Raw genomic sequence first — 23,394 nt, 5'->3', positions numbered from 1 at the left:
TTGGGGGGCACGTTGTCCGATCGCACCATCCGGAGCGCCGCCGAGGGCGAGACGGGCGCCGCCACATCCACGCGCGCCGACCCCGCAAGCGCCGTGACACAGTCTCGCACTCGGTCGATGTTCGCGCCGTTGGCCATCAAGGGCTTCAGACGTTATTACCTGGGCCAGACCACATCCGCGTTCGGAGACTCCCTGACCCCGCTGGCGATGGCGTTCGCCGTGCTGCATCTCACCGGATCACCCGTGGACCTCGGGATCGTGGTGCTGAGCACCAGGCTGCCCGTCATCGTCCTGACCCTGGTGGGCGGCGCGGTCGGCGACCGCTTCCCCCGCAGGACGGTGATGCTGCTCGCCGACCTCGTCCGGTTCGCGGCGCACGGCGCGACGGCGGTGCTGCTGCTCACCGGCACCGCGAGCCTCTGGGCGCTGGTGGTCCTGCAGCTCGTCGCGGGCGCCGGGTCCGCCTTCTTCAACCCGACCGCCGTGGGCCTGGTCGCCTCGCTGGCGGGCAGGGAGCACCTGCAAGCGGCCAACTCCCTGGTCTCGCTGTCCAGGAGCGCCGCGTCGATGCTGGCTCTCGGCACCGCCGGGGCCCTCGTGGCGCTGGTCGGGCCAGGATGGGCCGTCGCGATCGACGCGCTGACGTTCCTGGCGAGCGCGGCCTTTCTGCGCCGGCTGCCCGCCACCACGGCACCGCCGCGGCCGGGCGGTGGGCTGCCGGCCGGCATCACCGGGGGGATGGCGGAGGTGGCCCGGCGGCCCTGGCTGTGGACGTGGACCATCCACGTCGCGCTCACGAACGCGGTCGTGATCTCCCCGATCATGGTGCTGGGGCCGTACGTCGCGGACGAGCATCTCGGCGGCGCGCCGGCCTGGTCGGCGATCGGCATCGGTTACGCGGTCGGCGGCCTCGCCGGAGGTTTCGTCAGCGCCCGCTGGAGACCGTCGCGGCCCATGGTCGCCGCGCTGCTCTTCTTCCTCCTGATGGCCCCGCTGCCGGCGCTGCTGGCGATCCCCGCCGGGGTCTGGCTGCTCGCGCCCGCGGGAGTGGCGGCCGGCATGCAACTGGTCGTGTACAACGTCCTCCAGACCACCGCGATCCAGCGCAACCTGCCTGAGCCGTTCGTCGCGCGGGCCACCTCCGTCACGATGCTCGGCGCTCTCGTGGCGGCCCCGATCGGCATGGGGCTGGCGGGTCCTGCGGCGGGCTGGCTGGGCACCCGTCCGGTGCTCGTGCTGGGCGCGGTGGTTGCGGTGCTCGTCACGGCGGGCACCCTGCTGGTGCCGGCGGTGTGGCGCATCCGAGCCGGCACCGACCCCACCTCGACTCCTGACGCGCCGCACTTACCCCCTCGATCGGCAGCGCCGGTCTCGTGACGGGCTCCGCAACTCACTCCCGGCGCTGACATCCGAAGGAGGCCACGACGCTCCGCGGACCTGCCTTTGGGAGGAGGGCGTGACGCTCTCCGCACCTGCCCCCGGGAGGAGGCCGCGACGCTCTCCGCGCCTGACCCCGGAGGAGGCCATGGACCCTCGGAGGAGGCGACGGGCCCCGGAGGAGGTCAGGCGCGAGGTAGCCAGGCCGTCACGACGAGCCCGCCGTCCTCGCGCGGGCGTGCCCTGACGTCCCCGCCGTGCGCCACCGCCACCGACCGCACGATCGACAGCCCGAGGCCGGCGCTCCGGGCCGTGACCGTGCGTTCGGCCCCGTGCCGGTGGAACGGCTTGAACAGCAGGGGGATGTCGTACGGCGGCACGCTCGGCCCGGTGTTGCTGACCTCGACCTCCACCTTGCCAGAGGAGGAGGTGCCGGACACGGTGCGGCTCACCACCCGTACCCACCCGCTCCCGTCGGCCAGGTTGTGCCGGATGCCGTTCTCGACCAGGTTGTGCACGAGCCGTTCGAGGAGCAGCGCGTCCCCGGTGGTGGGAGCCGGCGCGACGACCTCGTACACCGTGACCTTGGCCTCGTGGGCGTCCCCGGCCGTCTGGGCGACGACGTGGGTGACCACGTCCGCCAGGTCCACCGGCGACCGGTCGGTGATCTCCTGGTCGGACCTGGCCAGCAGGAGCAGGCCGGAGATGAGCCGTTCGTGGCGGGCGTTGATCTCCAGCAGGCTCTCGCCCAGCTCCTTGACCTCGGGCGGGGCGGCGCGGCGGTGCATGGCCAGCTCGACCAGCGCCCGGTTAAGGGTCAGCGGTGTGCGCAGCTCGTGCGAGGCGTTGGCGACGAACCGGCGCTGCCCGTCGAAGGAGTGGTCCAGCCGCTCCACCATGGTGTCGAACGTGTCGGCCAGCCGCTTGACCTCGTCCGACGGCCCCTCCAGGGCGATCCGCTCGTGCAGGCCGCGCTCGGCCATGGGGGCGGCGGCGATCCTGGCGGCCGTGTCGGTGACCCGGTTCAGCGGGGCGAGGGCGCGGCCGGCGACGATCCAGCCGAGCCCGACGGCCGCGCCGCCGACCACGATGAGCGCGATGACGCCCTGCGTGATCAGTGACGTGACGGCCGCGCCGCGCAGCTCCGCCTCCTGCTGCCGCAGCCACTCCACGGCGGCGTCGCCGGAGAGCACGACGCCGTCCTTCGCGAAGAACAGGTTCTTCACCCGGCCGGGCTCGGGCGCCACCCGGTTCTCGAACGACTGGTTGAGCTGCTGGTCGAACAGCAGGTACGTGACGCCGAGCAAGGTCAGCCCGGCGACCAGGAAGACGGCTCCGTACATCAGCGTGAGCCGCAACCGGAGGCTCATGCGATCCGGTACCCGACCCCCGGCACGGTCTCCACGACCGGCGGGTCGGCGAGCTTGCGGCGCAGCTTGAGCACGGTGAGCCGGACCGCGCCGGTGAAGGGGTCGGCGTTCTCGTCCCACGCCTTCTCCAGCAGCTGCTCGGCCGAGACGACGTTCCCGTCGGCCCGCATCAGCTCGGCCAGCACCGCGAACTCCTTCTTCGACAGCGGTACGAACCGCCCGTTCCGGAACACCTCCCTGCGTGCCGGATCCAGCGTGATCCCGGCCCGCCGCAGCACGGGCGGCGCGGCCGGGCGCGAGCGCCGCCCCAGGGCGAGCACGCGGGCGGCCAGCTCGGGGAACGCGAACGGCTTGGTCAGGTAGTCGTCGGCCCCCATGGACAGCCCGGTCACCCGGTCGTCGAGCTGGGCGGCGGCGGTCAGCATCAGCACCCGCGCGTCCCGTTCCGACTCGACCAGTTCCCTGCACACCTCGTCGCCGTGCACGCGTGGCAGGTCGCGGTCCAGCACGACCACGTCGTAGTCGTTGACCGCGATGCGTTCCAGCGCGGCCTCGCCGTCGTGCGCCAGGTCGACCGCGTGGGTCTCTTCACGCAGCCACTCGGCGATCGCGTCGGCGAGCAGCCGCTCGTCCTCCACCACCAGCACCCGCATGGCGTACCTTTCGTCCGCTTACAGAGCTGAGTGTGGAGGAGCCGGCATTTGCTCGAGATAAGCGGTGGATGGAAACGCTGAGGAAACACGCGCCGCTATTGCATCTCCCCTCGAAACGACATCTGTGCGGCGGTGCCCGTCCGGTGGTGTCCGTTCAACGGTGTTCTTCCAACAGAGGAGAGATCTCATGCGAGGACGAGTCCTCGGCGTGCTGGCGGCTTCCGCGCTGTTCCTGACGGGATGCGGCGCGGACGACGGCGGCGGAGCCGACGTGGCGTCGGTCAGCGGCACCGGCGGCCAGGCCGCGGCCAGTGCGGCGCCGAGTGAGGATCCGCAGCAGAAGATGCTCAAGTTCGCCCAGTGCATGCGCGAGAACGGCGTGCAGATGGACGACCCGGAGCCGGGCAAGGGCATCAGGATGAAGTTCGACGGGAGCGTACCGAGGGAGAAGGTCGAGAAGGCGCAGGAGGCGTGCAAGCAGTACGCCCCGAGCGGCGAGCAGGGCGGTCAGGGCGACCCCAAGCGGGCGGAGGCGATCCGCAAGGTCGCGCAGTGCATGCGTGACAACGGCGTGGAGAAGTACCCGGACCCCGAGGGCAACATGATCCGCATCACCCCCGAGGTGGGCCAGGACCCCGACTTCAAGTCCGCCCAGGAGAAGTGCCAGAAGGAGATGGCCGAGGCGGGCATGGGATGAGCGGGATGGCCACGCTTGACGGAAAGGCGGAGCCGGACGCGACGCCCTCCCGCCCGCGCCGCCGCCGCCGGGGCAGGGCGGCCGCCGTGCTGCTGGTCGTGGTGGCGGTGGCCGGCGGCGGGTTCGTCGCGGTCAACAGCGCGGGCCTGCTCGAAGGCGGCGCCGCCCCGACGCGGTCGGCCGCGGTGCTGCCCCCGGCGACGACCACGGTGACCAGGCAGACCCTGAACGACACCATGGACGCCGACGGCGAGCTCGGCTACGGGCCGGTGACCACGGCGGTGAGCAGGAAGCCCGGCACGATCACCTGGCTGCCCGACAGCGGCGCGCAGATCACCCGCGGCAGGTCGCTGTACCGGGTGGACAACCAGCCGGTCATGCTCATGTACGGCACGACGCCCGCGTACCGCGATCTCAAGGTCGGGGTGGAGGGCAAGGACGTCGAGAGCCTGGAGCGCAACCTCAGCAAGCTCGGCTACGACGGGTTCACGGTCGACGACGAGTACACCTATGCCACGGCCGAGGCGGTCAGGGAGTGGCAGGACGACCGCGGGCTGGACGAGACGGGCGTGGTGGAGCTGGGCCGGGTCGTGTTCGCGCCCGGCAAGGTGCGGGTGGAGAGCACGCAGACCGAGGAGGGCCAGCCGACCGCCCCGGGCAAGGGCGTCCTGACCTATACCGGCACGTCCAAGGTCGTCACGGTCACCCTGGAGACCGAGGACCAGCGCATGGCCAAGAAGGGGGCCAAGGTCGAGGTCACGCTGCCCGACGGCAAGAGCGTGAAGGGCAAGGTGACCGAGGTGGCCACGGTCATCGAGCCGGGGGAGGGCCAGGACTCCGAGCCGCAGACCCGCGTCGAGGCGCTCGTCTCGATCGGGAGCTCCGCGTCGGCCAAGGGGCTCGACAAGGCGGCGGTGGACGTGACGTTCACGGCCTCGAAGCGTGAGGACGTGCTGACCGTGCCGGTGGCGGCGCTGGTGGCGCTGCGTGAGGGCGGGTTCGGCCTGGAGGTCATCGAAGGCGGCAAGTCCCGATATATAGGTGTTGAGACGGGTCTGTTCGCCGGGGGCCGGGTCGAGGTCAGCGGGGACGGGCTCACCGAGGGCATGACCGTGGGGGTGCCGAGTTGACGTACCCCATGATCGCCCTGACGGACGTGTCCAGGACGTACCCGGGTGGCGTGGCGGCGCTGGCGTCGGTGTCGCTGCGGATCGAGCACGGCGAGCTGGTCGCCATCGTCGGCCCGTCCGGGTCGGGCAAGTCGACGATGCTGAACGTCGTCGGCACCCTCGACCGCCCCACGTCCGGGACCATCCACATCGACGGGTACGACGTGTCGAAGCTGTCGGACAACCGGCTGTCGGCGCTGCGGGCCACCACGATCGGGTTCGTGTTCCAGTCGTTCCACCTCGCCCCGAAGGTCCCCGCGCTGGACAACGTCGCCGACGGCCTCATCTACACCGGCCTCGGCAGGGCGGAGCGCCGCCGCCGCGCGGCCGGGGCCCTCGAACGGGTCGGGCTCGGGCACCGCATGGACCACGAGCCGCACGAGCTGTCCGGCGGCGAGCGCCAGCGCGTGGCCATCGCCAGGGCGGTGGCGGGCGACCCGCGCCTGCTCCTGGCCGACGAGCCGACCGGGGCGCTGGACTCGGTGTCCGGGGCGGGCGTGATGGAGCTGCTGCGCGAGCTGAACGCGAGCGGCACCACCATCGTGATCATCACGCACGACCGGGAGATCGCCGCCGGCCTGCCCAGGCAGGTACGGATGCGCGACGGCACGATCATCTCCGACACCACCGCCGTGGCACCCGAGCCGTCCTGGCCCGCCGAGACGGGAGTGCCGGGATGAGCGGCAGAGGTGCCGGGATGGACGGAGCCGCGAGTGCCAGGAGCGGAGGTGGGGGTGCCGGGATGAGCCTCGTGGAGGTGGCGCGGCCGAAGCTGTCACCCGCCAGGATGCGGCCGCGCGACGTGATGCGCGTCGGGGCGGTGGGCCTGCGCACCCGGCCGCTGCGGGCGTTCCTGTCGGCGCTGGGCATCGCCATCGGCATCGCCGCCATGGTGGGCGTGGTCGGGCTGTCGTCCTCGTCGGGCGCCGAACTCGACCGTACGCTCTCCGCGCTCGGCACCAACCTGCTCACGGTCTCGTCCGGCACCACGCTCATGGGCGAGGCCGCGCAGATGCCGAAGGACGCCGAGGCGATGATCGAGCGCATCGGCCCCGTCGAGGCGGTCTCGTCGATCGGGCGCATGGGAGACGTCAAGGTCTACCGGTCGGAGCAGATCCCCGAGGCCCAGACCGGCGGCATCGCCACGTACGCCGCCCGCCTCGACCTGCCCGCCACCGTGGGCGCGACCCTGCGCGACGGCACCTGGCTCAACGCCGCCACCGAGCGCTACCCGGCCGCCGTGCTCGGCTCCTCCGCCGCCCAGCGGCTCGGCGTGGGCGCGGTCTCGCCCGACACGCAGGTCGTCGTCGGGGGCATGCGGTTCACGGTCGTCGGCGTACTGAACCCGGTGGCGCTGGCCACCGACCTCGACGCGGGCGTCCTGGTGGGCTGGCCGGTCGCGGAGTCGAGGCTCGGCTTCGACGGGCACCCCACCACGCTCTACACCCGCTCGGACGAGGCCAGGCTGGAGTCCGTACGCCAGGTGCTGGCCGCGACCGCCAACCCGGAGGCGCCCAACGAGGTCGACGTCTCCCGGCCGTCCGACGCCCTGGCCGCCAAGCAGGCGACGAGCCAGGCGTTCGCCAACCTGCTGCTGGGGGTCGGCGCGGTGGCGCTGCTCGTGGGCGGGGTCGGGGTGGCCAACACGATGGTCATCTCGGTGCTGGAGCGGCGCGCGGAGATCGGTCTGCGCCGCTCGCTCGGGGCCACGCGCGGGCAGATCCGCACCCAGTTCCTCGCCGAGTCGCTGCTGCTGTCGGCCCTCGGCGGGGGCGGGGGGATCCTGCTGGGGACGGGCGTCACGATGGGGTACGCGCTCTACAGCGGCTGGCCCTCGGTCGTGCCCGCCTGGGCCACGGTCGGCGGCCTGGTGGCGACCCTGGTCATCGGCGCCGCGGCGGGGCTCTACCCGGCCATCCGCGCCTCCCGCCTGTCGCCGACGGAGGCCCTGTCCGCGCCCTGACCTCCGCGCGTGCCGGAGGGCTCCAGGGTCTCGGCGCGTGCCGATGGTCCCGGGGCCGAGGCGCCGTGCCGCCACCACCCTCGCCCGCCATGCGCCTCATGCGCGCGGCGCGGGCGACGGTGGTGGTGGGCGGGTGCGGACGTTCCGTACGCCATCCGGAATCGTCCAGGCCGCCCGGCAAGCACCCCTACGGGCCTGCTGTGACGCGGAGCCGGGAGACGAGGCCGAGATCGTCCACGCACCGCCCCAGGCCGAGGGCCACGCACTCCAGCGGCCGCTCCACCCGCCGCACCGGCATGCCGAGCGACGCCCGCAACCGCCGCGCGAGCCCCCGCAGCAGCGCGCCGCCGCCCATCAGCACCGCGCCGCGCTCCCCGAGGTCCGCGGCGAGCTCGGCCGGGCACTGCTCGACGGCCTCCATCGCGGCCCGGACGATCGCCTCGATCGGCTGCCTGGACGCCTCGTACATCTCCTGCACGGGGAGCCGCACCTCGTGCTCGCGGCCGGTCCCGGGGTCGCGGGCGCGCACGGTCACGTGCCGGTTCAGCGGTTTCCACTCGGTGCCCGCCGCGCGCTTGGCCGCCTCCGCCTCGCTCTCGTCGAGGACGAGGCCGTGCTCGCGGTCGACCAGGCGCACGATGCACCGGTTGACGGCCTCGCCGCCGCCCGGCACGGCGGTCGTGCTCACGGCGGCCCCGGACGAGAGCACGGCGATCCTGGTCGAGTCGCGTCCGACGTCGATCACCATGTGGCCGGCGCAGTCGCCGAGCGGCAGGCCCGCCCCGAGCGCGGCGGCGAACGAGTGCGGGATCAGCTCGATCCGCCGGGCGTCCGCCTCGAACGCCACGTCGCTCAGCGCGGTGCGCTCGATCGGGCTGGAGCCGTCGGGCAGGGCCATGACCAGGCGTGGCCGGGCGAGCGGGACCCGGTGCACCTTGCCCAGGAAGTGCCTGACCATGAGCCGGGTGAGCTCGCCGTCGGCGGGCAGGCCGCCGCTGACCGGCCGGCACGTCGGCCCGGACGTCACGTCGGCGCCGTACGCGATGACCTTGCCGGTCCGGTCGTCGAGGGTGACCGCCGAGGGCTCGTCGAGCACGATGCCCCTGCCCCTGGCGTAGATCCGCGTGCTCGCGCCTCCGAGGTCGATCGCCAGGTCGCGGCCCAGGAGACTCATGGTCGGGTCTATTTCCGGAGCCGCTCCAAGCCAACACCACGATCCGAACGGTTCACTTTTACCCAGGTATGTTGATCTGCGGCATTCGTCCTTAGGGAGGCACGCCGTGCTGGACTACGACCTTGAGGCCGGACACTACGACGAGACCAGGGGCGGGCTGCCGCGTGCCAGGGCGGCCGCCGACGCCGTGTGCCGCCTCGTGCCCGGCGGCGGCACGCTGCTCGACGTCGCGTGCGGCACCGGGCTGGTGACGGGGGAGCTGGCCGGGCGCGGGCTGCGGGTGCTGGGCGTGGACGCCTCCGCGGGGATGGCGCGAATCGCCGCCGGGCGCGTGGACGTGGTGCTGGGCGACGGCCGGGCGCTGCCCGTACGGGACGGCTCGGTGGACGCGGTGAGCACGATCTGGCTGCTGCACCTGCTCGACGACGCCCGCCCGATGATCGCCGAGGCCGCGCGGGTGCTGCGGCGAGGGGGAGTGTTCGTCACGACGGTCGACAAGCGTGCCGCGCACGGCCCGGGAGGGCGTCCCGAGCCGTCCGACCGGTCCGGGTCCGGTCGGCTCGAACCCGGTCTTCCGCCTGGTGGCGTTCACTCGCCGGTGACCCGTTCACCGCTGTCACCCGCAACGCTCCTCGCGAACAGGCCGAAGCCGGTTTCGCGTCGTAAGCGGCGTCATGCGAAGCTGGGACTGTCCCCAACACCATGGAGGTCCTCATGGCGGAAACACCGGAGCCGGAAGTCAGCGAGACTCCCGAGGACGAGATGAAGCGCAAGTTCCGCGAGGCGCTGGAGCGCAAGCGCAACCAGCATGCGGGCTCGGGCGCCGGTGGCAGGGGCGGCGACCCGTCGAAGATCCACGGGACGCACGGTCCGGCTGCGAACAAGAGATCGTTCAGGCGCAAGAGCGGCGGCTGAGACCAGGTTCCTTCCCCCGGGGGGCACGGCATTGCCGGGCCCCCTTTTGCTTTGTGAGGGTAGGTAGATCTTCTGCCCGTTTCATGGTGAAGTGTTTGCGTATGTCCGGAATACGTGGTTAGAGTGTTGCCCAATTCACAGCCGGTGGCGTGGACCTCATCCAGGAGGAACAGCCGGCTGGCGCCGAATCCCGAGCGATCGGGAACCGGGGACCCACCCAAATGGGGTGAATCCGACCGCGTGTCGGTAGGGCATCTCCACGCCCGAACCCGTCAGCTAACCCGGTAGGCGAGATGGAGAGGACATATGACCGACCTGATGATCGTGTCGCACCCCCCGGCAGCATGATGGCCGCCGCATCCTGAGCGGACCCTTCCCCAGGTTCGTTTCGCGCTCCGCGTAGCCCGCCCCCCGTCAGGTGTTCATGCCCTGCTGCGCATGCACGTGAGCGCGCGCTCCCCGCCCCCTCGCGAAGGACTTTACTTTCATGTCTGCATGTTCTGGCCTGCGTTCCCTCGCTGTGCTCACCGCCTGCACGCTCGGCGCGATCACCATCGCCGGCACCGCTGCGCACGCCGACTCCCCCTCCGACGAGAAGATCCTGCTCAAGGGCTCCACCACGGCCTCGTACTTCTGGGACGACGGCTCGGGCCGCGCCGGTGACACCGGCATGCCGGCCAGTGGCAGGCCCATGCAGAAGGGCATGGTCGCCAGCCCCAGCTGGCCGCTCCTGACCGAGGGCTACGTCATCTACAAGGGCAAGAAGATGCCCTTCTTCGTCGGCGACCGCGGGCCGGGAGAGCCCTCCAGTCGCGGGGTCATGCTGGACCTGGACGCCAAGACCTTCGCCGAGCTCACCGGCGGCACGTTCAACTCCGACACGCTGGGCGTCGACGGCGTCGGCGGCCAGGGGCACATCAAGGTCGACTACGTCATCACCAAGTGGGGCGACGGGCCGGGCAAGAAGAACCACCCGGTGCCGTTCTCGACCGGCGCGTGGGGCGAGCGGGACAACAACCCGGCCGAGCCTCCGGCGGCGGGGAAGGCCGTGCCCGCACCGGTCGTGAACGAGACGGGCAGCACGCTCACCACGGGCGCCGTCGTGGCCAGTGCCGTGGCCGACACCGGGCGCTGAGCCCGCGGCCACGAGAAGCCGGATGGCGGCTTTACGACCCGTGAACAGAATGACATTCTGGTCATCGTGACCACCCGCGTAGCCGCGAACGGCATCCACATCGCCTATGACAGCTTCGGCTCGCACGAGGGCCGTCCCCTCCTCCTGATCATGGGGCTGGGCGCGCAGCTCATCCAGTGGGACGAGGAGTTCTGCCAACTGCTGGCCGAGCAGGGACACCACGTCGTACGGTTCGACAACCGCGACTCGGGCCTGTCCACGCACCTCCACGACCAGGGCGTTCCCGCGAGGGGGGCGCCCTCGGCGTACCTGCTGGACGACCTGGCCGACGACACGGCCGGGCTCATGGACGCCCTCGGCTGGCAAGCCGCCCACGTGGTCGGCGCCTCGATGGGCGGCATGATCGCCCAGGCCCTGGCCATCCGCCACCCCGATCGGGTGCTGACCCTCACCTCGATCATGTCCACGCCCGGGCCGTCCGTGGCGCCGCCGACGGAGGCCGCCCTGGCCGTGCTCATGACGAGGGCCGCGCCCGACCGCGAGGCCGCGCTGGCCCAGGCGGTGCGGAACTGGTCGATCATCGGCTCGCCCGGCTTCGCGCCGGACCCGGAGAAGATCGCCGAGCGGGCCGCGCTGGCGTACGACCGGTGCTTCGACCCCGACGGCACCGCCCGGCAGCTCGCCGCGATCATGGCCTCGGGCGACCGTACGGAACTGCTCGCCGGGGTGCGGGTGCCCACCCTGGTGCTGCACGGCGAGGCGGACCCGCTCGTCCCGATCGAGGGTGGCCGGGCCACGGCAGCGGCCGTCCCCGGCGCCCGCCTCGTCACCTACCCCGGCATGGGGCACGACCTGCCGCGCGAGCTCTGGCCGTCGTTCGTGGAGGAGATCGCCAAGCTCACGACCGGCTAGCCGAAGTGGGCACGGGTCTCGGCGAACGCCTGGTCCGTGCCCTCCAGGGCGGCGGCCACGTCGGCCTCGGTGTGGGCGGCCGACATGAACCAGTTGTGCCACGGATGCAGATAGACGCCGTGGCGCAGGCAGGCGTCACTCCACCACATCGCGACCGAGAGGTCGGCGTCGCCGTCGAAGCTGAGCCACGGGATCGTCACCGGTCCCGTCTGGTTCACCACGAACCCGTGGGACTTGGCCTGCGCGTACAGCCCCTCGCGCAGGTGCGTCCCGGCCCGCTCCATGGCGGCGATGCCGTCGGTGTCGCGCAGCGTCTCGATGGTGGCCTTGGCCGCCGCCATGGCGATCGCCGAGAACCAGAACGAGCCCGTGGAGTAGAGCGTCTGCGCCGGGCCGCGCAGCGCGTCCGTGCCGGTGACGGCCGCGATCGGATAGCCGTTGGCCATGGCCTTCGACCAGGCCGTCAGGTCGGGCCGCACGCCGTACGGCTCCCAGGACCCGCGCAGGTCGATCCGGAACCCGGCCCGCACGTCGTCGATCACCAGCGCCGCCCCGAGCCGGTCGGCCAGCGCGCGGGCGCCCCGCGCGAACGCGGGCTCCACCAGCTCCTGGTCCTCGAACGAGTCGTGCCGGAACGGCGTCACGATGATCGCCGCCACGTCCCCCTCCACGGTCGCCGCCGCGGCCTCCAGCGACTCCAGGGAGTTGTAGGTGAACTCCACCAGGTCCGCCCGCTCGTTCGGCGTCGTGCCGGACAGCGACGGCGTGCACCAGGGGTCCGCGCCGTGGTAGGCGCCGTGGGCCATCAGGACCTTGGTCCGGCCGGTGGCGGCCCTGGCCACCATGAGCGCCTGGGTGGTGGCGTCGGTGCCGTTCTTGGAGAACATCGCCCAGTCGGCGCTGGGCACGGTGTCCACGAGCAGCTCGGCCAGCTCCACCATGATCGGCCCGGGGCCGTTGAGGCAGTCGCCGAGCGCGGACTGCCGGGCGACGGCCTCCTCCACGCGCGGGTGCCGGTGCCCGAGCACGACCGGGCCCCAGCTGCACATGAAGTCGATGTACGCGCGCCCGTCCACGTCCCACTGGCGGCAGCCCTCGCCCCTGGCGAAGAACTGCGGGAAGCCGGGGGCGAAGAGCGCGGCGTTGAGGTGCCCGTACATGCCGCCGGGCACGACCTTCAAGGCCCTCTGGCGGAGTTCTGCGTCGGTCATGCGAGCATCCTTAGAGTCGAGTCGAGGTCGGTGAGGCCGGCGTCCGAGCCGAGCCCCGTGGCCACGCGGGCGGCGGCGGCCGTGCCCCAGCGGGCCGCGACGGGCACGTCCTGCCCATGCAGGAGCCCGGTCAGGAATCCGGCGCAGTACGCGTCCCCGCAGCCGGTCGTGTCCGAGACGTCCACCTTGAGGGCGGGCACCTCCTCAAGCCCGTCCTTGGTGGCCACGAGGCTGCCGGAGGCGCCGAGCGTGACGATCACGCCGCGCGGCCCGTCCGCGAGCAGGGCCCGCGCCGCCTCGCGGACGTCGGAGCAGCCGGTCATGAGGAGCGCCTGCGACTCGTTCGGCAGCACGTAGTCGACGTGCGGCAGGAACGCGCGGGCCATTCCCAGCAGGTCCGGCATCTCGGAGAGGAGGTCCATGGTGACGACGGTGCCGTTCGCGCGCACCGCGTCCAGCAGGGCGAAGAAGGACGGGTCTCCCAGGCCGAACGTGACGTCCATCCCGCCCAGGTGGATGCCCCGCGCCGCGCGCAGCGCGTCGGCGTCGAGGTCGGCGTACGTCACCGAGAGGTTCGCCCCCGGCACGTGGAAGCTGGGCCGCCCGCCGTCCGGCCTGATGGGCAGGATCGAGGCGGCCGTCTGCTCCCCGGCCCTGCGGACCAGGCGCGAGACGTCCACGCCGTGCCTGGTCAGCACCGCCAGCAGGAAGTCGCCCAGCTCGTCGTCGCCGACGGCCCCCATGGTGACCACGGGGTTGCCCAGCTTGACGAGGTCCACCGCCGTCCCTGCGGCGGCGCCCGCGGCGGTGAGGCGGATCTGGTCCACCAGCACGGTGTCCTGGCCCTCGGGGATGTGATCGACGGGCCTGGCGAGGATGTCGACGATGTGGACGCCGACGGTGGCGACGGTCATAGTCTAAATAGACAGACGTCCGAATAAAAAGTCAATGGAGGAGCCGATGCCCAAGATCGTCGATCACGACGAGCGCCGGCGCGAGGTCCTGGCAGCCGCCCGCCGGGTGATCGTCAGGGACGGCATCGACGCCGCCACCACCCGGGCCATCGCCAAGGAGGCCGGCTACTCCAACGGGGTGCTCGCCCACTACTTCGCCGACAAGGACGAGATCCTGCTCTCCGCGCTGCGACAGTCGCACCAGCGCATCCGCGACCGGCTCACCCGCAAGGTCGAGGGCGTCAGCGGCCTCGCCGCGCTGCGCGAGCTGCTGCTGGACAACCTGCCGCTGGACGCAGAGCGCACCCAGGAGACCCGGCTGGAGGTCAGCTTCTGGAGCCGCAGCCTCGCCTCGGAGCGCCTGGCCGAGGTGCAGCGCGCGGAGGCCGCCGAGCTGCGCGCCGCCGTACGCGACCTGCTGGGGCAGGCCCGCGCGGCGGGCGAGCTGGGCGCGGACGACAACCTGGACGACCTGGCCGAGCACCTCCTCGCCCTGGTCGACGGCCTCAGCCTGCACCTGCTCCTCTACCCGGGGCGGCTCAGCCGCGTCGACGTCGAGCGCCTCATGCTCCAGGCGCTCGACCGCCTGCGAGCGAGCTGATTGCCGTTATTCGGACGACCGACTAGATTCGCCACCCATGAGGAGCCTGCGCGAGCAGTTGTGCGAGTACGGCCGCCGCGCCGTCGAGCTGGGCCTGGTCATCGGCACGTCGGGCAACCTGAGCGTGCGCGAGGGAGAGCTCGTCGCGGTCACGCCCTCCGGGGTCGCGCTCGACAGGCTGACCCCGGAGACCTGCCCGGTCGTCGACGTCGAGGGCCACCTCGTGGAGGGGGAGCTCCAGCCGTCCAGCGAGACCCCCATGCACCTGGCCGTCTACCAGGCCACGGACGCCAGGGCCATCGTGCACACGCACTCGGTGTTCGGGACGGTCGTGGCCACCACGATGACCGAGCTGCCGCCCGTCCACTACAACGCGCTGCTGCTCGGCGGCACCGTGAAGGTGGCGCCCTACGCCACCTACGGCACCCCCGAGCTGGCGGCCAACGTGCGGGCGGCGATGGAGGGCAAGCGCGCCGCCCTGATGGCCAACCACGGCGGGGTGACCATCGGGGCGACGCTGGAGGAGGCGTTCGAGGCCACCCGGCTCCTGGAGTGGCTGTGCGAGGTCTACGTGCGGGGGCTCGGCGTCGGCAAGCCCACCGTCCTCACGGACGAGCAGCTCGCCGCGGTGGTCGAGCGCTCGTTCAACCCGCCCGAGTTCCCCCGCCGCCCCTGACCTCGCCGCCCCTGACCTCGCCGCCCCTGAGCCCGGCGCCCCTGAGCCCGCCGCCCATGAGCCCGCGGCTCAGGACAGGGCCACCTGCTCCGCCAGCCCCAGGGGCAGCCCGCCCGACCCGGCGATCCGGTCGTGGAACTCCTTGAGCGAGCCCTGGAACGACTCCCGGATCCGGTCGATCTCGATCGCGCCCGTGAGATAGGACGGCGCCTGCGTCGGCCAGGCGCAGTAGCGGTTCACCTCGCCCTGCGCGGTGCCGGGCGACAGCGACGCCTTGGTCGCCATGAACGTCTCCGCCTCCTCGATCGACATGTCCTCGCAGTGCAGCGCGGTGTCCACGACGATCCGGGCGGCGCGGAAGATCCGGCAGTCGAGGTGCGCCAGCTCGGTCGCCGGGGTGTCGAAGTAGCCCTGCTCGTGCAGCATCTTCTCGACGTACAGGGCCCACCCCTCGGTGAAGTACGGGGTGCGGAAGACCTTCCGAACGGTACGCGGGTTGCCCGCCATGTACGACAGGTGCCAGTGATGCCCCGGATAGGCCTCGTGCACGGCGATCGACGGCATCTGGGCCCGCGAGTTCGTCCGCAGCCGCTGCCGCACCTGCTCGGGGGTGAAGTCGTCAGGCGTGTACGGCACGAAGAAGATGCCCTTGCGCGAGCTGCTGAGCGGCGGGGGCGCGAGATAGTGGGCGACGGACAGGACGGGACGGGTGTACTCCGCCGAGGGGAGCACGTCGCACTCCTCGCCGTCGGCGAACGTGACCAGGTCGCGCTCGCGTACGAACTCCCTGGCCCGCGCGGTCTCGGCCGCGTACTCGGCGCGCATGTCGGCCAGGGTCGGCGGATGGTCGTCCATGAGGAACTCCATCGCCGCCCGCCAGTCGTCGCCGCCGTTGACCCGGACCGCCACCTCGCGCATCCGCGCGTCCAGCTCGGCCCAGGCGGCCCTGCCCTTCTCGTGCAGCTCGGCGGCGCCGTACCCGAGCATCTCCTTCTCGCGCAGCAGCGTGGAGTAGAGCCGCTCGCCCATCCGCCACGTGCCGCCGCACTCGAACCCCTCGAGGAACGTGACGAGCTCGTCGAACGCCCGCGCGGCCGGCTCGGCGGCCTCCGCGAGCTTGGCGGCGAGCGCGGGGTCCTCGACCATCGACGGGATCGTCCGGGTGAGGAAGTTGCGGCCGGTGCGCGCCTGGCCGAGCCCGCGCTTGACCAGCAGCGGCGCGGCGAGGCCCGGGTCGAGGTTGGCCTGGCAGGCGGCCAGCACGCCGGGCACCTCGGCCAGCCGGAGGATCGCCGACGCGACCAGTTCGGGCTCGGGCTTGAGCCGCCGCTGGAACGGCGCGTACATCGAGGTGAAGATCGGCCCGAGGTAGACGGCGGGGTCGCGCCGCCACTCCGGCCAGGACGCGAGGGCGATCGATCCTCTCAGCTGGGAGACGACCAGGTCGCGGTCGATCGCGTCGTCGGGGGAAGCGGTCTCGGCGGCTGACAGGCGTTCGAGCCAGCGGGCCTCCTCGCGCTCGCGGGCGGCCCAGGCGGAGGCGGTGAAGTCACCGAGGGTGTGATCGTAACCGTCGGCCCCCAGCGAGCTGGCCACGACGGGACGGTCGGAAAAGTACCACTTGAGAAACTCGTCCACCGGTGCACCTTATCCTGAGCAAATGCCCCTGCAGATCACTGGCGCGCTAGGTGACCCTGACCTGATTCGCCTCCCCTGGGAGGTGCCGCTGCAAGACTGGCCCCAGCACCACCTCGTCGATCTCCCGCGCGGCATATCGCGGCACGTGGTGCGGTTCGCAAGGCTCTCCGGCAAGGTGTACGCGATCAAGGAGATCAGCGAGCGGTACGCCAAGCGCGAATACCAGCTGCTGTGGGACCTCGCCCGGCTGGACGCCCCCGCCGTGGAGCCGGTCGCGTACGTCACCGGCCGCGACGAGGGGCTGGACGCCGCGCTGATCACCCGGCACCTGCAGTTCTCCCTGCCCTACCGGGCGGTCATGTCGGGCACGCTGCGGCCCGACACCCTCACCCGGCTGCTGGACGCGCTGGCGGTGCTGCTGGTGCGGCTGCACCTGAACGGCTTCTACTGGGGCGACTGCTCGCTGTCCAACACGCTGTTCCGCAGGGACGCGGGGGCGTTCGCGGCCTACCTGGTGGACGCCGAGACCGGCGAGATGCACCCCATGATCAGCGAGGGCCAGCGGCTGGCCGACATCGACGCCGCCCACACGAACATCTTCGGCGAGATGCTCGACCTGGAGGCCGGCGGGCTGCTGCATCCGTCCATCGACCCCATGGACACCGCCGAGGACGTCGTCGTCCGCTACCACCGCCTGTGGGACGAGATCAACCAGAGCGAGATCATCGACGAGGTCGACTGGCACCGGGTCGAGCAGCGCATCCGGCGGCTGAACCAGCTCGGCTTCGACGTGGCCGAGATGATGGTGCGGCGCAAGGTCGGCACCGGGCGGCTCATCGTCCGGCCCAAGGTCGTGGACGCCGGCCACCACCAGCGGCGGCTGCTCCGGCTGACCGGCCTCGACGTCGAGGAGAACCAGGCGCGCAGGCTGCTCAACGACCTCGACGGGTTCCGGGTGGCCAAGGGGCTGCGGCACGAGGACGAGGCCATCGTGGCGCACCGCTGGCTGGCGGAGGTGTTCCAGCCGACGGTGGAGGCCATCCCCGCCGAGCTGCGCGGCAAGCTGGAGCCCGCGCAGCTCTTCCACGAGATCCTCGACCACCGCTGGTTCCTGTCGGAGGAGGGCGGCGCCGACGTGGGGCTGGCGGAGGCGGTCAAGTCGTACGTGAACAACGTGCTCGTGCACAAGCCCGACGAGAGGGCGCTCCTCCCGGACGAACCGGTCTGACCTCGCAGGCGGGGGGATCACGGCAAGGTCACGTATCGATTGCGCCCCCTTGACGGGTGTCGGGGGCCGTTCGTACGTTGCGGGAACGTTTAGGAAACTTTCCTAATTCCCCACGGGAGCCCCCCATGACTTACCCGGGCGAGATCACTCGGCGCCAGCTGCTGCGCCGCATCGGCATGACCGCGTTCGTCGCCGGCCCCGGCGCGGGCCTCCTGAGCGCCTGCGCCACCGGCGGCGGAGGAGGGGAGCCGTCGGCCGCGCCGACCATCAGCGCCTCCGCCGACGCGAAGAACCCGTTCGGCGTCGATCCGAAGAAGCCGCTCGAAGTGGTCATCTTCAGCGGCGGGTACGGCGACGCGTACGCCAAGGACCTGCACGAGGAGCTCTACAAGAAGGAGTTCCCCGGTGTCACGGTCAAGCACAACGCCACGCAGGCGATCGGCACCCAGCTGCGCCCCCGCTTCATCAGCGGCGACGTGCCCGACGTGCTCAACAACTCCGGCCCCGAGTCGATGGACCTGGCCGCGCTGGCCGCCGAGGGGCACCTGGCCGACCTGAGCGTGCTGTTCGACGCGCCGTCCATCGACGACCCGGCCAAGAAGGTGCGCGACACCGTCACGCCCGCCGTGCTCGACAACGCCAAGATCGACGGCAAGGACCTGGTGCTCAACTACACGGTCTCGCACCGGGCGCTCTGGTACAACGCCAAGCTGTTCGCGGCCAGGGGATGGCAGCTGCCGAAGACCTGGGCCGAGTTCACTGCGCTGGGCGACACGGCCAAGCAGGAGGACATCCTGCTGTTCGCGTACCCGGGGCAGAAGGGCCCGTACTACCAGCTCTGGAACGTCCTCTACACGGCCGCCAAGATCGGTGGGAACCAGGTCCTCATCGACATCGACAACCTGGTCGACAACGCCTGGAACGCCGAGCCGATGAAGCAGGCGGTCACGGCCTGGGTGGATGTCCAGGCGAAATATGGCGACAAAGCGTACTTCGGCCTCGACCACACCCAGACCCAGATCAAGCAGCTCCAGAACAAGCTGCTCTTCTACCCGGTCGGCTCCTGGATCGAGAACGAGATGGCCAAGGAGATCCCCGACGACTTCGAGTACGCCATCGCCCCCATCCCCGACGTCACCGCCGCCGACGCGATGCCGTACGGCGCCATCCAGGTCGGCGTCGGCGAGAACTTCGTGGTCGCGGCCAAGGGCAAGAACCCCCAGGGCGGCCTCGAATACCTGCGCATCATGCTCTCCAAGGAGGGCGCGCGCGGCTTCACCGAGAAGACCGAGAACCTCACGGTGGTGAACGGCGCCGCCGAGGGCCTCGACCTGCCCGCCGGGCTGCGCAGCGCCGCCAGGGCCCAGGACGCGGCCGGCGAGAACATCATCACCGACGCGCGCTTCGAGGGCTGGTACAAGGAGCTGTTCGACTACGGCACCCAGCAGATCAACGTGGTGATGGCCGGGCGGATCACGCCGGAGGATTTCTGCGCGAAGATGCAGAAGAAGGCCGACGCCGTCAAGAAGGACGACGCCGTCGCCAAGCAGACGCGGAGCCAGTGAGCCGATGGAGCGGCTGCGCAAGTACGGGTTCGTCGCCGGCTTCCTCGCCGTCCCGCTCGTCCTCTACTCGGTCTTCGTCATCAGCCCGTACGTCCAGGCGTTCCAGCTCTCCCTGACGAGCTGGAACGGATACAGCTCGATCGTCCAGTACGTGGGGCTGGACAACTTCGGCCGGCTCTTCGGCGACGAGGTGTTCTGGCAGGCGCTGCGCAACCACGGGGTCATCCTGCTCGTGCTGCCGATCGTGACGATCGCCATCGCGCTGTTCCTGTCGTTCCTGCTGAACCTGGGCGGCGGCCCGCGCGGCGCGGGCATGCGCGGGGTCTGGGGGTCCACCTTCTACCGGGTGGTGTTCTTCTTCCCCCAGGTCCTGGCCGTCGCCGTGGTGGGCGTGCTCTTCCAGGCGGTCTACCGGCCCGACGCGGACGGCGTCATCAACGGCGTGCTCGCCCGGTTCGGCGTCGAGCCGGTCGGCTGGCTCACCGAGCCGGGCCTGGCGCTCTGGTCGCTCATCGCGGTGATGATCTGGCAGGGCGTCGGCTTCTACGTGGTGCTGTTCTCGGCGGGCATGGCGGCCATCCCCAAGGACTACTTCGAGGCCGCGGCGCTGGACGGTGCCGGGCGGGTGCGGCTGTTCTTCGCGATCACGCTGCCGCTGCTGCGCGACACCGTGCAGGTCGGCTGGATCTACCTGGGGATCGCCGCCTTCGACGGGTTCGCGCTGGTGCAGGTGCTGGCCGGCGACAAGGGCGAGCCCGACGGCGCGACGACCATCCTGCCCGTCACCATCTACAAGACGGCCTTCGCCTACAACAAGGTCGGGTACGCCTGCGCGATGGGCGTGGCGCTGTTCTTCCTGACCGTGACGTTCGCCGTGCTGACCTTGCGTACGACCAGGCGTGAGAGGGTTGAGCTGTAGAGATGGCCAGAAACGACCCCCCGCGCCGGAGCGTGCTGGCCGGGCTCTCGCACATCGCGCTGGCCGTCTGGGCGCTGCTGATCATCCTGCCGCTGCTGTGGACGTTCCTGGCGTCGTTCAAGAGCAACACCGAGATCTTCGGCGACCCGCTGCAGCTGCCCGGCGCGCTGCGGCTGGACTCCTGGGGGAGGGCCTGGGACAAGGCGCACATCGGCCGCTACATGTTCAACACCGTCATCGTGGTCTTCTTCGGGACGGCGGGCACGATGGTGTTCGGGTCGATGGCGGCGTACGTGCTGGCGCGCTACCGGTTCGCCGGGAACCGGCTGATCTACTACTACTTCGTGGCCGGGCTGGCCTTCCCGGTGTTCCTGGCGCTCGGGCCGCTCTTCTTCGTGGTCAAGCAGTTCGGGCTGCTCGACTCGCACATCGGCCTCATCCTCGTCTACATCGCCTATTCGCTCCCGTTCACGGTGTTCTTCTTAGCAGCATTTTTCCGGACACTGCCGGAGACGGTGGCCGAGGCCGCCCGGATCGACGGCGCCTCGCACACCCGCACGTTCTTCCAGATCATGGTCCCCATGGCCAAGCCGGGCCTGGTCAGCATCACGATCTTCAACGTGCTCGGCCAGTGGAACCAGTACCTCCTGCCGCTGGTGCTCCTGGCCGGCGACCCGGACAAGTGGGTGCTCACCCAGGGCATCGCCCGCATCTCCACGCTGGCGGGATACGAGGCCGACTGGCCGGGATTGTTCGCGGCGCTGAGCATGACGATCCTGCCGGTCATGGTCGTCTACATCATCTTCCAGCGCCAGATCCAGTCGGGGCTCGGCGCGGGGGCGCTGAAGTAGCGTGACGTCATGGACACCAATCTGCCCGAGTGGCGGCGGGAGGGCGACGAGCTCCGGCGCACGGTCACCGCGCCCGACTTCCCCACCGCCATCCGCATCGTCGACGAGATCGCGGTACGGGCCGAGGAGCTCAACCACCATCCCGACATCGACATCCGCTGGCGCACGCTGCACCTGACCCTCACCACGCACGACGCGGGCGGCCTGACCGACCTCGACTTCACGCTGGCGGCCGTCATCGACGACATCGCCGCGAGACACGGCGCCTGAGTTCCGAATACGCAGCGTAGTAGCACGGTTACTCGTTAGAGTGGGTGGCCTTCCTGAGCCCGCATGCCGTAGGGGCTCGAACCATGGAGGGTTTCATGCGCGTGCCCGCACTCCTGCTCATCATGCTCACCGCGGCCTGCGCGGGCGGCCCGCCCGCCTCGCCGCAGGGCTTCGCCGCCGACCCCAGCGAGGCCCCGCCGACCGGGGGGATCAAGCTGTCCGGCTCGGGGGAGTTCACCACCTCCGACACCTCCGCCATCGTCTACGACCGCAAGCTGGCCCCGAAGGGCGCCCAGGCCAGCGCCACCGTCGAGTCGTCCGACAACACGACCCGCACCTCCCTGGTGGTCGAGGGCATGCTCCCCAACCACCACTACGGCGCCCATCTCCACAAGAAGCCCTGCGGCACGAAGCCCGACGCGGCCGGCCCGCACTACCAGCACGTTCCCGGCGAGGTCAGCCCGAAGAGCGAGGTCTGGCTCGACCTCACCACCAACGGCGAGGGGGCGGGCCGCGCGACCGCGCGCAACGACTGGGCGCTCGACCCGGGCGAGCTGCCCCGCTCGCTCGTCATCCACGCCAAGGCCACCAAGACCGCGGGGCCGCAGGTGGGCGAGGCCGGGGCCAGGGTGGCCTGTCTGACGCTGAAGAAGGCGTCGTAGCTCCCGCCGCGGGTCAGCGCGTCTTGACGAGGGTGAACGCGCCGCGGACCAGGCCGAGCAGCTCCGGGCCCAGACGCGTCTGGTCCAGCGGCTTGGCCGGGTCGCCGGCCATCGCCGTGACGACGTACGTCCTGCCGTTCGAGGAGCGGGCGAGGAAGCTCATGTCGAACACGCCCGGCTCCGAGCCGCCCTTGTGCCAGACCGCCGGCCACTGGCCCCTGTCCAGCCCGAGCCCGGCGTCGTTGATGGACAGCACCTCGCCGACGTGCTCGTCGGGCAGCTTGGCGAGGTGGGCGTACGCCTCGCAGACGTCGGTGGGGGAGCCGTACCATTCGAGCGTGTCCAGCGCGCGCGGCGAGGTCCAGGGCGTGATGTCGGAGAGCGGCACCTTGCCGACGACCTTGTCCAGATACGCGCGGCGCTGCGGCGTCCTCATGGACAGGTAGCGCTTGGCGTAACGGGGGTAGTCGGCGCCCTTGAGCACGAACAGCTCCCTCGTCGTCAGGAAGGGCACGTTGCGCCTGTCGTGCCCGCCCCACGCCCGCATCGTGCGCTCGACCGCCCTGCGGCCCACCTTGTGGATCAGCAGGTCGGTGGCGGTGTTGTCGCTGATGGAGATCATCAGCTTGGCGGCCTCCAGGACGGTGACCTTGCTGCCGTCCGGGCGGTCCTGGAGCTCCCCGGACGGCAGGCTCTTCAGCTCGGGCGTGATCGTGAGCTCGGTGTCCCAGCCGAACGCGCCCCCGCGGATGCGCTCGGCCACGGCGCCCAGCACGTACAGCTTGAACATCGACCCGAGCGGGCGGGCCGTGCGGCGGGCGACGCCGTGCACCGGGCGGCAGGTGCCGTGCCCGGTCACCTCGGCCGCCAGGAAACCGGTCTCCGGCGCCACCTTGGCCAGCCGCTCGTCCAGCTCGGCCCAGCTCGTGGGCGCCGGCGCCTTCGGCGTGCCGAAGCGCAGGTAGTCGATCAGGCCGGTGGCGTCCACGGAGAGCGAGATCTCGTACGGCGCGCCGCCCGCGGTGCCCAGGGCCACGAGTTCCCGATCCTGCGACTTCGTGATCTGCTCCAGCCGCAGGCCCTTGAAGGCCACCAGCACCTGGTTCATCTGCTCGGGCGGGATGTTCTCCAGGAAGGTGGCGGTGAAGTGCCCGGCCAGCTCGCTGTCCGGGACGGGCGCGCGGGTGAGGGCGTCGAGCAGCCAGCGCAGCTGCCGGCCCGCGGGCGTGTCGGGGATCTCGGGCGCGGCAGCGGTGCGGGTGGGGGCGACCTGCGTGGGGGTGGCGGATGCGGCGGCGGACGTGGCCGCGGGGGCGGGCGTGGCGGCGGCCTCGGCCGTACCTGGCCGGCTCACGCAGGCCGTCATGGTGACCGCCACCGTGACCGCCAGCGGGGCCGCGGCCAGCAGGCGGGCGGGCTTCGACATGGAAGATTCCTCCTGAACTCGGCTTCTGG

Annotated in this window: 24 protein-coding genes and 1 riboswitch; of the genes, 17 read left to right on the top strand and 7 right to left on the bottom strand. The window is 71.4% G+C overall.

From position 1 onward, the window contains the following. Nucleotides 1-117 precede the first annotated feature (117 nt). Entirely contained in the window at nt 118-1,377 is a 1,260-nt protein-coding gene (locus tag FH608_RS19950) for an MFS transporter (protein ID WP_139632059.1), read from the top strand. A 185-nt stretch (nt 1,378-1,562) separates the two neighbouring features. Here FH608_RS19950 and FH608_RS19945 read toward each other — a convergent pair whose 3' ends face one another. Both FH608_RS19945 and FH608_RS19940 read right to left on the bottom strand, forming a co-directional pair. Beyond that, the gene (locus FH608_RS19945) at nt 1,563-2,747 is read right to left on the bottom strand and encodes a sensor histidine kinase (RefSeq protein ID WP_139632058.1); all 1,185 of its coding nucleotides are present in this window, start codon (nt 2,745-2,747) and stop codon (nt 1,563-1,565) included. Further along, complete coding sequence (locus FH608_RS19940; RefSeq protein ID WP_139632057.1) at nt 2,744-3,400, bottom strand: response regulator transcription factor; 657 nt, start codon at nt 3,398-3,400, stop codon at nt 2,744-2,746. The genes FH608_RS19945 and FH608_RS19940 overlap by 4 nt, the downstream gene beginning before the upstream one ends. A 187-nt stretch (nt 3,401-3,587) precedes the next feature. Between FH608_RS19940 and FH608_RS19935 the strand changes: the two genes are divergently transcribed. The 4 genes from FH608_RS19935 (at nt 3,588) to FH608_RS19920 (ending at nt 7,229) form a co-directional block, all read left to right on the top strand. Then, nucleotides 3,588-4,097: a hypothetical protein gene (locus FH608_RS19935; RefSeq protein WP_139632056.1), complete on the top strand. Its 510-nt coding sequence runs from the start codon at nt 3,588-3,590 to the stop codon at nt 4,095-4,097. A 5-nt stretch (nt 4,098-4,102) separates the two neighbouring features. Next, entirely contained in the window at nt 4,103-5,227 is a 1,125-nt protein-coding gene (locus FH608_RS19930; RefSeq protein WP_226899713.1) for a peptidoglycan-binding protein, read from the top strand. Then, entirely contained in the window at nt 5,224-5,946 is a 723-nt protein-coding gene (locus tag FH608_RS19925) for an ABC transporter ATP-binding protein (RefSeq protein WP_394367688.1), read from the top strand. Before FH608_RS19930 ends, FH608_RS19925 begins: the two co-directional genes overlap by 4 nt. Nucleotides 5,947-6,008: 62 nt before the next feature. Beyond that, nucleotides 6,009-7,229, top strand: a complete 1,221-nt coding sequence (locus FH608_RS19920) for an ABC transporter permease (RefSeq protein WP_193318523.1) — start codon at nt 6,009-6,011, stop codon at nt 7,227-7,229. Nucleotides 7,230-7,416: 187 nt separating this feature from the next. Here the strand turns inward: FH608_RS19920 and FH608_RS19915 are convergent, their stop codons facing one another. Further along, nucleotides 7,417-8,403 (bottom strand): rod shape-determining protein, encoded by a 987-nt coding sequence (locus tag FH608_RS19915; protein WP_139632054.1) that lies wholly within the window; start codon nt 8,401-8,403, stop codon nt 7,417-7,419. A gap of 106 nt (nt 8,404-8,509) precedes the next feature. Between FH608_RS19915 and FH608_RS19910 the strand changes: the two genes are divergently transcribed. The 4 genes from FH608_RS19910 to FH608_RS19895 all read left to right on the top strand — a co-directional run bounded on the left by FH608_RS19910 (nt 8,510) and on the right by FH608_RS19895 (nt 11,365). Further along, the gene (locus FH608_RS19910) at nt 8,510-9,169 is read left to right on the top strand and encodes a class I SAM-dependent methyltransferase (RefSeq protein WP_139632053.1); all 660 of its coding nucleotides are present in this window, start codon (nt 8,510-8,512) and stop codon (nt 9,167-9,169) included. Further along, nucleotides 9,166-9,318, top strand: coding sequence for a DUF5302 domain-containing protein (locus tag FH608_RS19905; RefSeq protein WP_263008699.1), 153 nt, complete (start codon nt 9,166-9,168; stop codon nt 9,316-9,318). The genes FH608_RS19910 and FH608_RS19905 overlap by 4 nt, the downstream gene beginning before the upstream one ends. A gap of 171 nt (nt 9,319-9,489) precedes the next feature. After that, nucleotides 9,490-9,624: riboswitch (cyclic di-AMP (ydaO/yuaA leader) on the top strand. 181 nt (nt 9,625-9,805) lie between these two features. After that, nucleotides 9,806-10,453, top strand: a complete 648-nt coding sequence (locus tag FH608_RS54170) for a hypothetical protein (protein ID WP_317135571.1) — start codon at nt 9,806-9,808, stop codon at nt 10,451-10,453. A 66-nt stretch (nt 10,454-10,519) separates the two neighbouring features. After that, the gene (locus FH608_RS19895; protein ID WP_226899712.1) at nt 10,520-11,365 is read left to right on the top strand and encodes an alpha/beta fold hydrolase; all 846 of its coding nucleotides are present in this window, start codon (nt 10,520-10,522) and stop codon (nt 11,363-11,365) included. Here the strand turns inward: FH608_RS19895 and FH608_RS19890 are convergent. Both FH608_RS19890 and FH608_RS19885 read right to left on the bottom strand, forming a co-directional pair. Next, the gene (locus FH608_RS19890) at nt 11,362-12,576 is read right to left on the bottom strand and encodes an aminotransferase class III-fold pyridoxal phosphate-dependent enzyme (RefSeq protein ID WP_139632051.1); all 1,215 of its coding nucleotides are present in this window, start codon (nt 12,574-12,576) and stop codon (nt 11,362-11,364) included. The genes FH608_RS19895 and FH608_RS19890 overlap by 4 nt on opposite strands. Then, nucleotides 12,573-13,490 (bottom strand): carbohydrate kinase family protein, encoded by a 918-nt coding sequence (locus tag FH608_RS19885; RefSeq protein ID WP_139632050.1) that lies wholly within the window; start codon nt 13,488-13,490, stop codon nt 12,573-12,575. Before FH608_RS19885 ends, FH608_RS19890 begins: the two co-directional genes overlap by 4 nt. A 46-nt stretch (nt 13,491-13,536) precedes the next feature. Here FH608_RS19885 and FH608_RS19880 point away from each other — a divergent pair, with 46 nt between their 5' ends. Both FH608_RS19880 and FH608_RS19875 read left to right on the top strand, forming a co-directional pair. Next, nucleotides 13,537-14,130 (top strand): TetR/AcrR family transcriptional regulator, encoded by a 594-nt coding sequence (locus FH608_RS19880; protein WP_139632049.1) that lies wholly within the window; start codon nt 13,537-13,539, stop codon nt 14,128-14,130. 37 nt (nt 14,131-14,167) lie between these two features. Continuing rightward, the gene (locus tag FH608_RS19875; protein WP_139632048.1) at nt 14,168-14,806 is read left to right on the top strand and encodes a class II aldolase/adducin family protein; all 639 of its coding nucleotides are present in this window, start codon (nt 14,168-14,170) and stop codon (nt 14,804-14,806) included. Nucleotides 14,807-14,875: 69 nt separating this feature from the next. Here FH608_RS19875 and FH608_RS19865 read toward each other — a convergent pair whose 3' ends face one another. Next, nucleotides 14,876-16,444 carry a DUF885 domain-containing protein gene (locus FH608_RS19865; protein WP_139632047.1) on the bottom strand — a complete coding sequence of 523 codons (1,569 nt, stop codon included), beginning with the start codon at nt 16,442-16,444 and terminating at the stop codon, nt 14,876-14,878. 22 nt (nt 16,445-16,466) lie between these two features. Between FH608_RS19865 and FH608_RS19860 the strand changes: the two genes are divergently transcribed. From FH608_RS19860 to FH608_RS19835, 6 genes are all read left to right on the top strand, one after another. Then, on the top strand, nt 16,467-17,672 hold the full coding sequence (locus FH608_RS19860; RefSeq protein ID WP_193318522.1) for a DUF4032 domain-containing protein: 1,206 nt from the start codon (nt 16,467-16,469) through the stop codon (nt 17,670-17,672). A 125-nt stretch (nt 17,673-17,797) separates the two neighbouring features. Beyond that, a complete protein-coding gene (gene ngcE, locus FH608_RS19855) occupies nt 17,798-19,237 on the top strand; it encodes an N-acetylglucosamine/diacetylchitobiose ABC transporter substrate-binding protein (RefSeq protein ID WP_139632046.1) in 1,440 nt (479 codons plus the stop codon). Nucleotides 19,238-19,241: 4 nt separating this feature from the next. Then, complete coding sequence (locus FH608_RS19850; RefSeq protein WP_139632045.1) at nt 19,242-20,156, top strand: carbohydrate ABC transporter permease; 915 nt, start codon at nt 19,242-19,244, stop codon at nt 20,154-20,156. Nucleotides 20,157-20,158: 2 nt separating this feature from the next. After that, entirely contained in the window at nt 20,159-21,007 is an 849-nt protein-coding gene (locus FH608_RS19845; protein ID WP_139632044.1) for a carbohydrate ABC transporter permease, read from the top strand. A 9-nt stretch (nt 21,008-21,016) separates the two neighbouring features. After that, nucleotides 21,017-21,277, top strand: coding sequence for a 4a-hydroxytetrahydrobiopterin dehydratase (locus tag FH608_RS19840; RefSeq protein WP_139632043.1), 261 nt, complete (start codon nt 21,017-21,019; stop codon nt 21,275-21,277). A 95-nt stretch (nt 21,278-21,372) separates the two neighbouring features. Continuing rightward, nucleotides 21,373-21,939, top strand: a complete 567-nt coding sequence (locus FH608_RS19835) for a superoxide dismutase family protein (RefSeq protein ID WP_193318521.1) — start codon at nt 21,373-21,375, stop codon at nt 21,937-21,939. A gap of 13 nt (nt 21,940-21,952) precedes the next feature. Here the strand turns inward: FH608_RS19835 and FH608_RS19830 are convergent, their stop codons facing one another. Then, a complete protein-coding gene (locus FH608_RS19830; RefSeq protein WP_139632041.1) occupies nt 21,953-23,365 on the bottom strand; it encodes a serine hydrolase in 1,413 nt (470 codons plus the stop codon). Between the last annotated feature and the right edge of the window lie 29 nt (nt 23,366-23,394).

The sequence above is a fragment of the Nonomuraea phyllanthi genome, assembly GCF_006334985.2.
GTDB classification, from domain to species: Bacteria; Actinomycetota; Actinomycetes; order Streptosporangiales; family Streptosporangiaceae; genus Nonomuraea; species Nonomuraea phyllanthi.
This window is presented reverse-complemented; position numbering and strand designations above follow the sequence as displayed.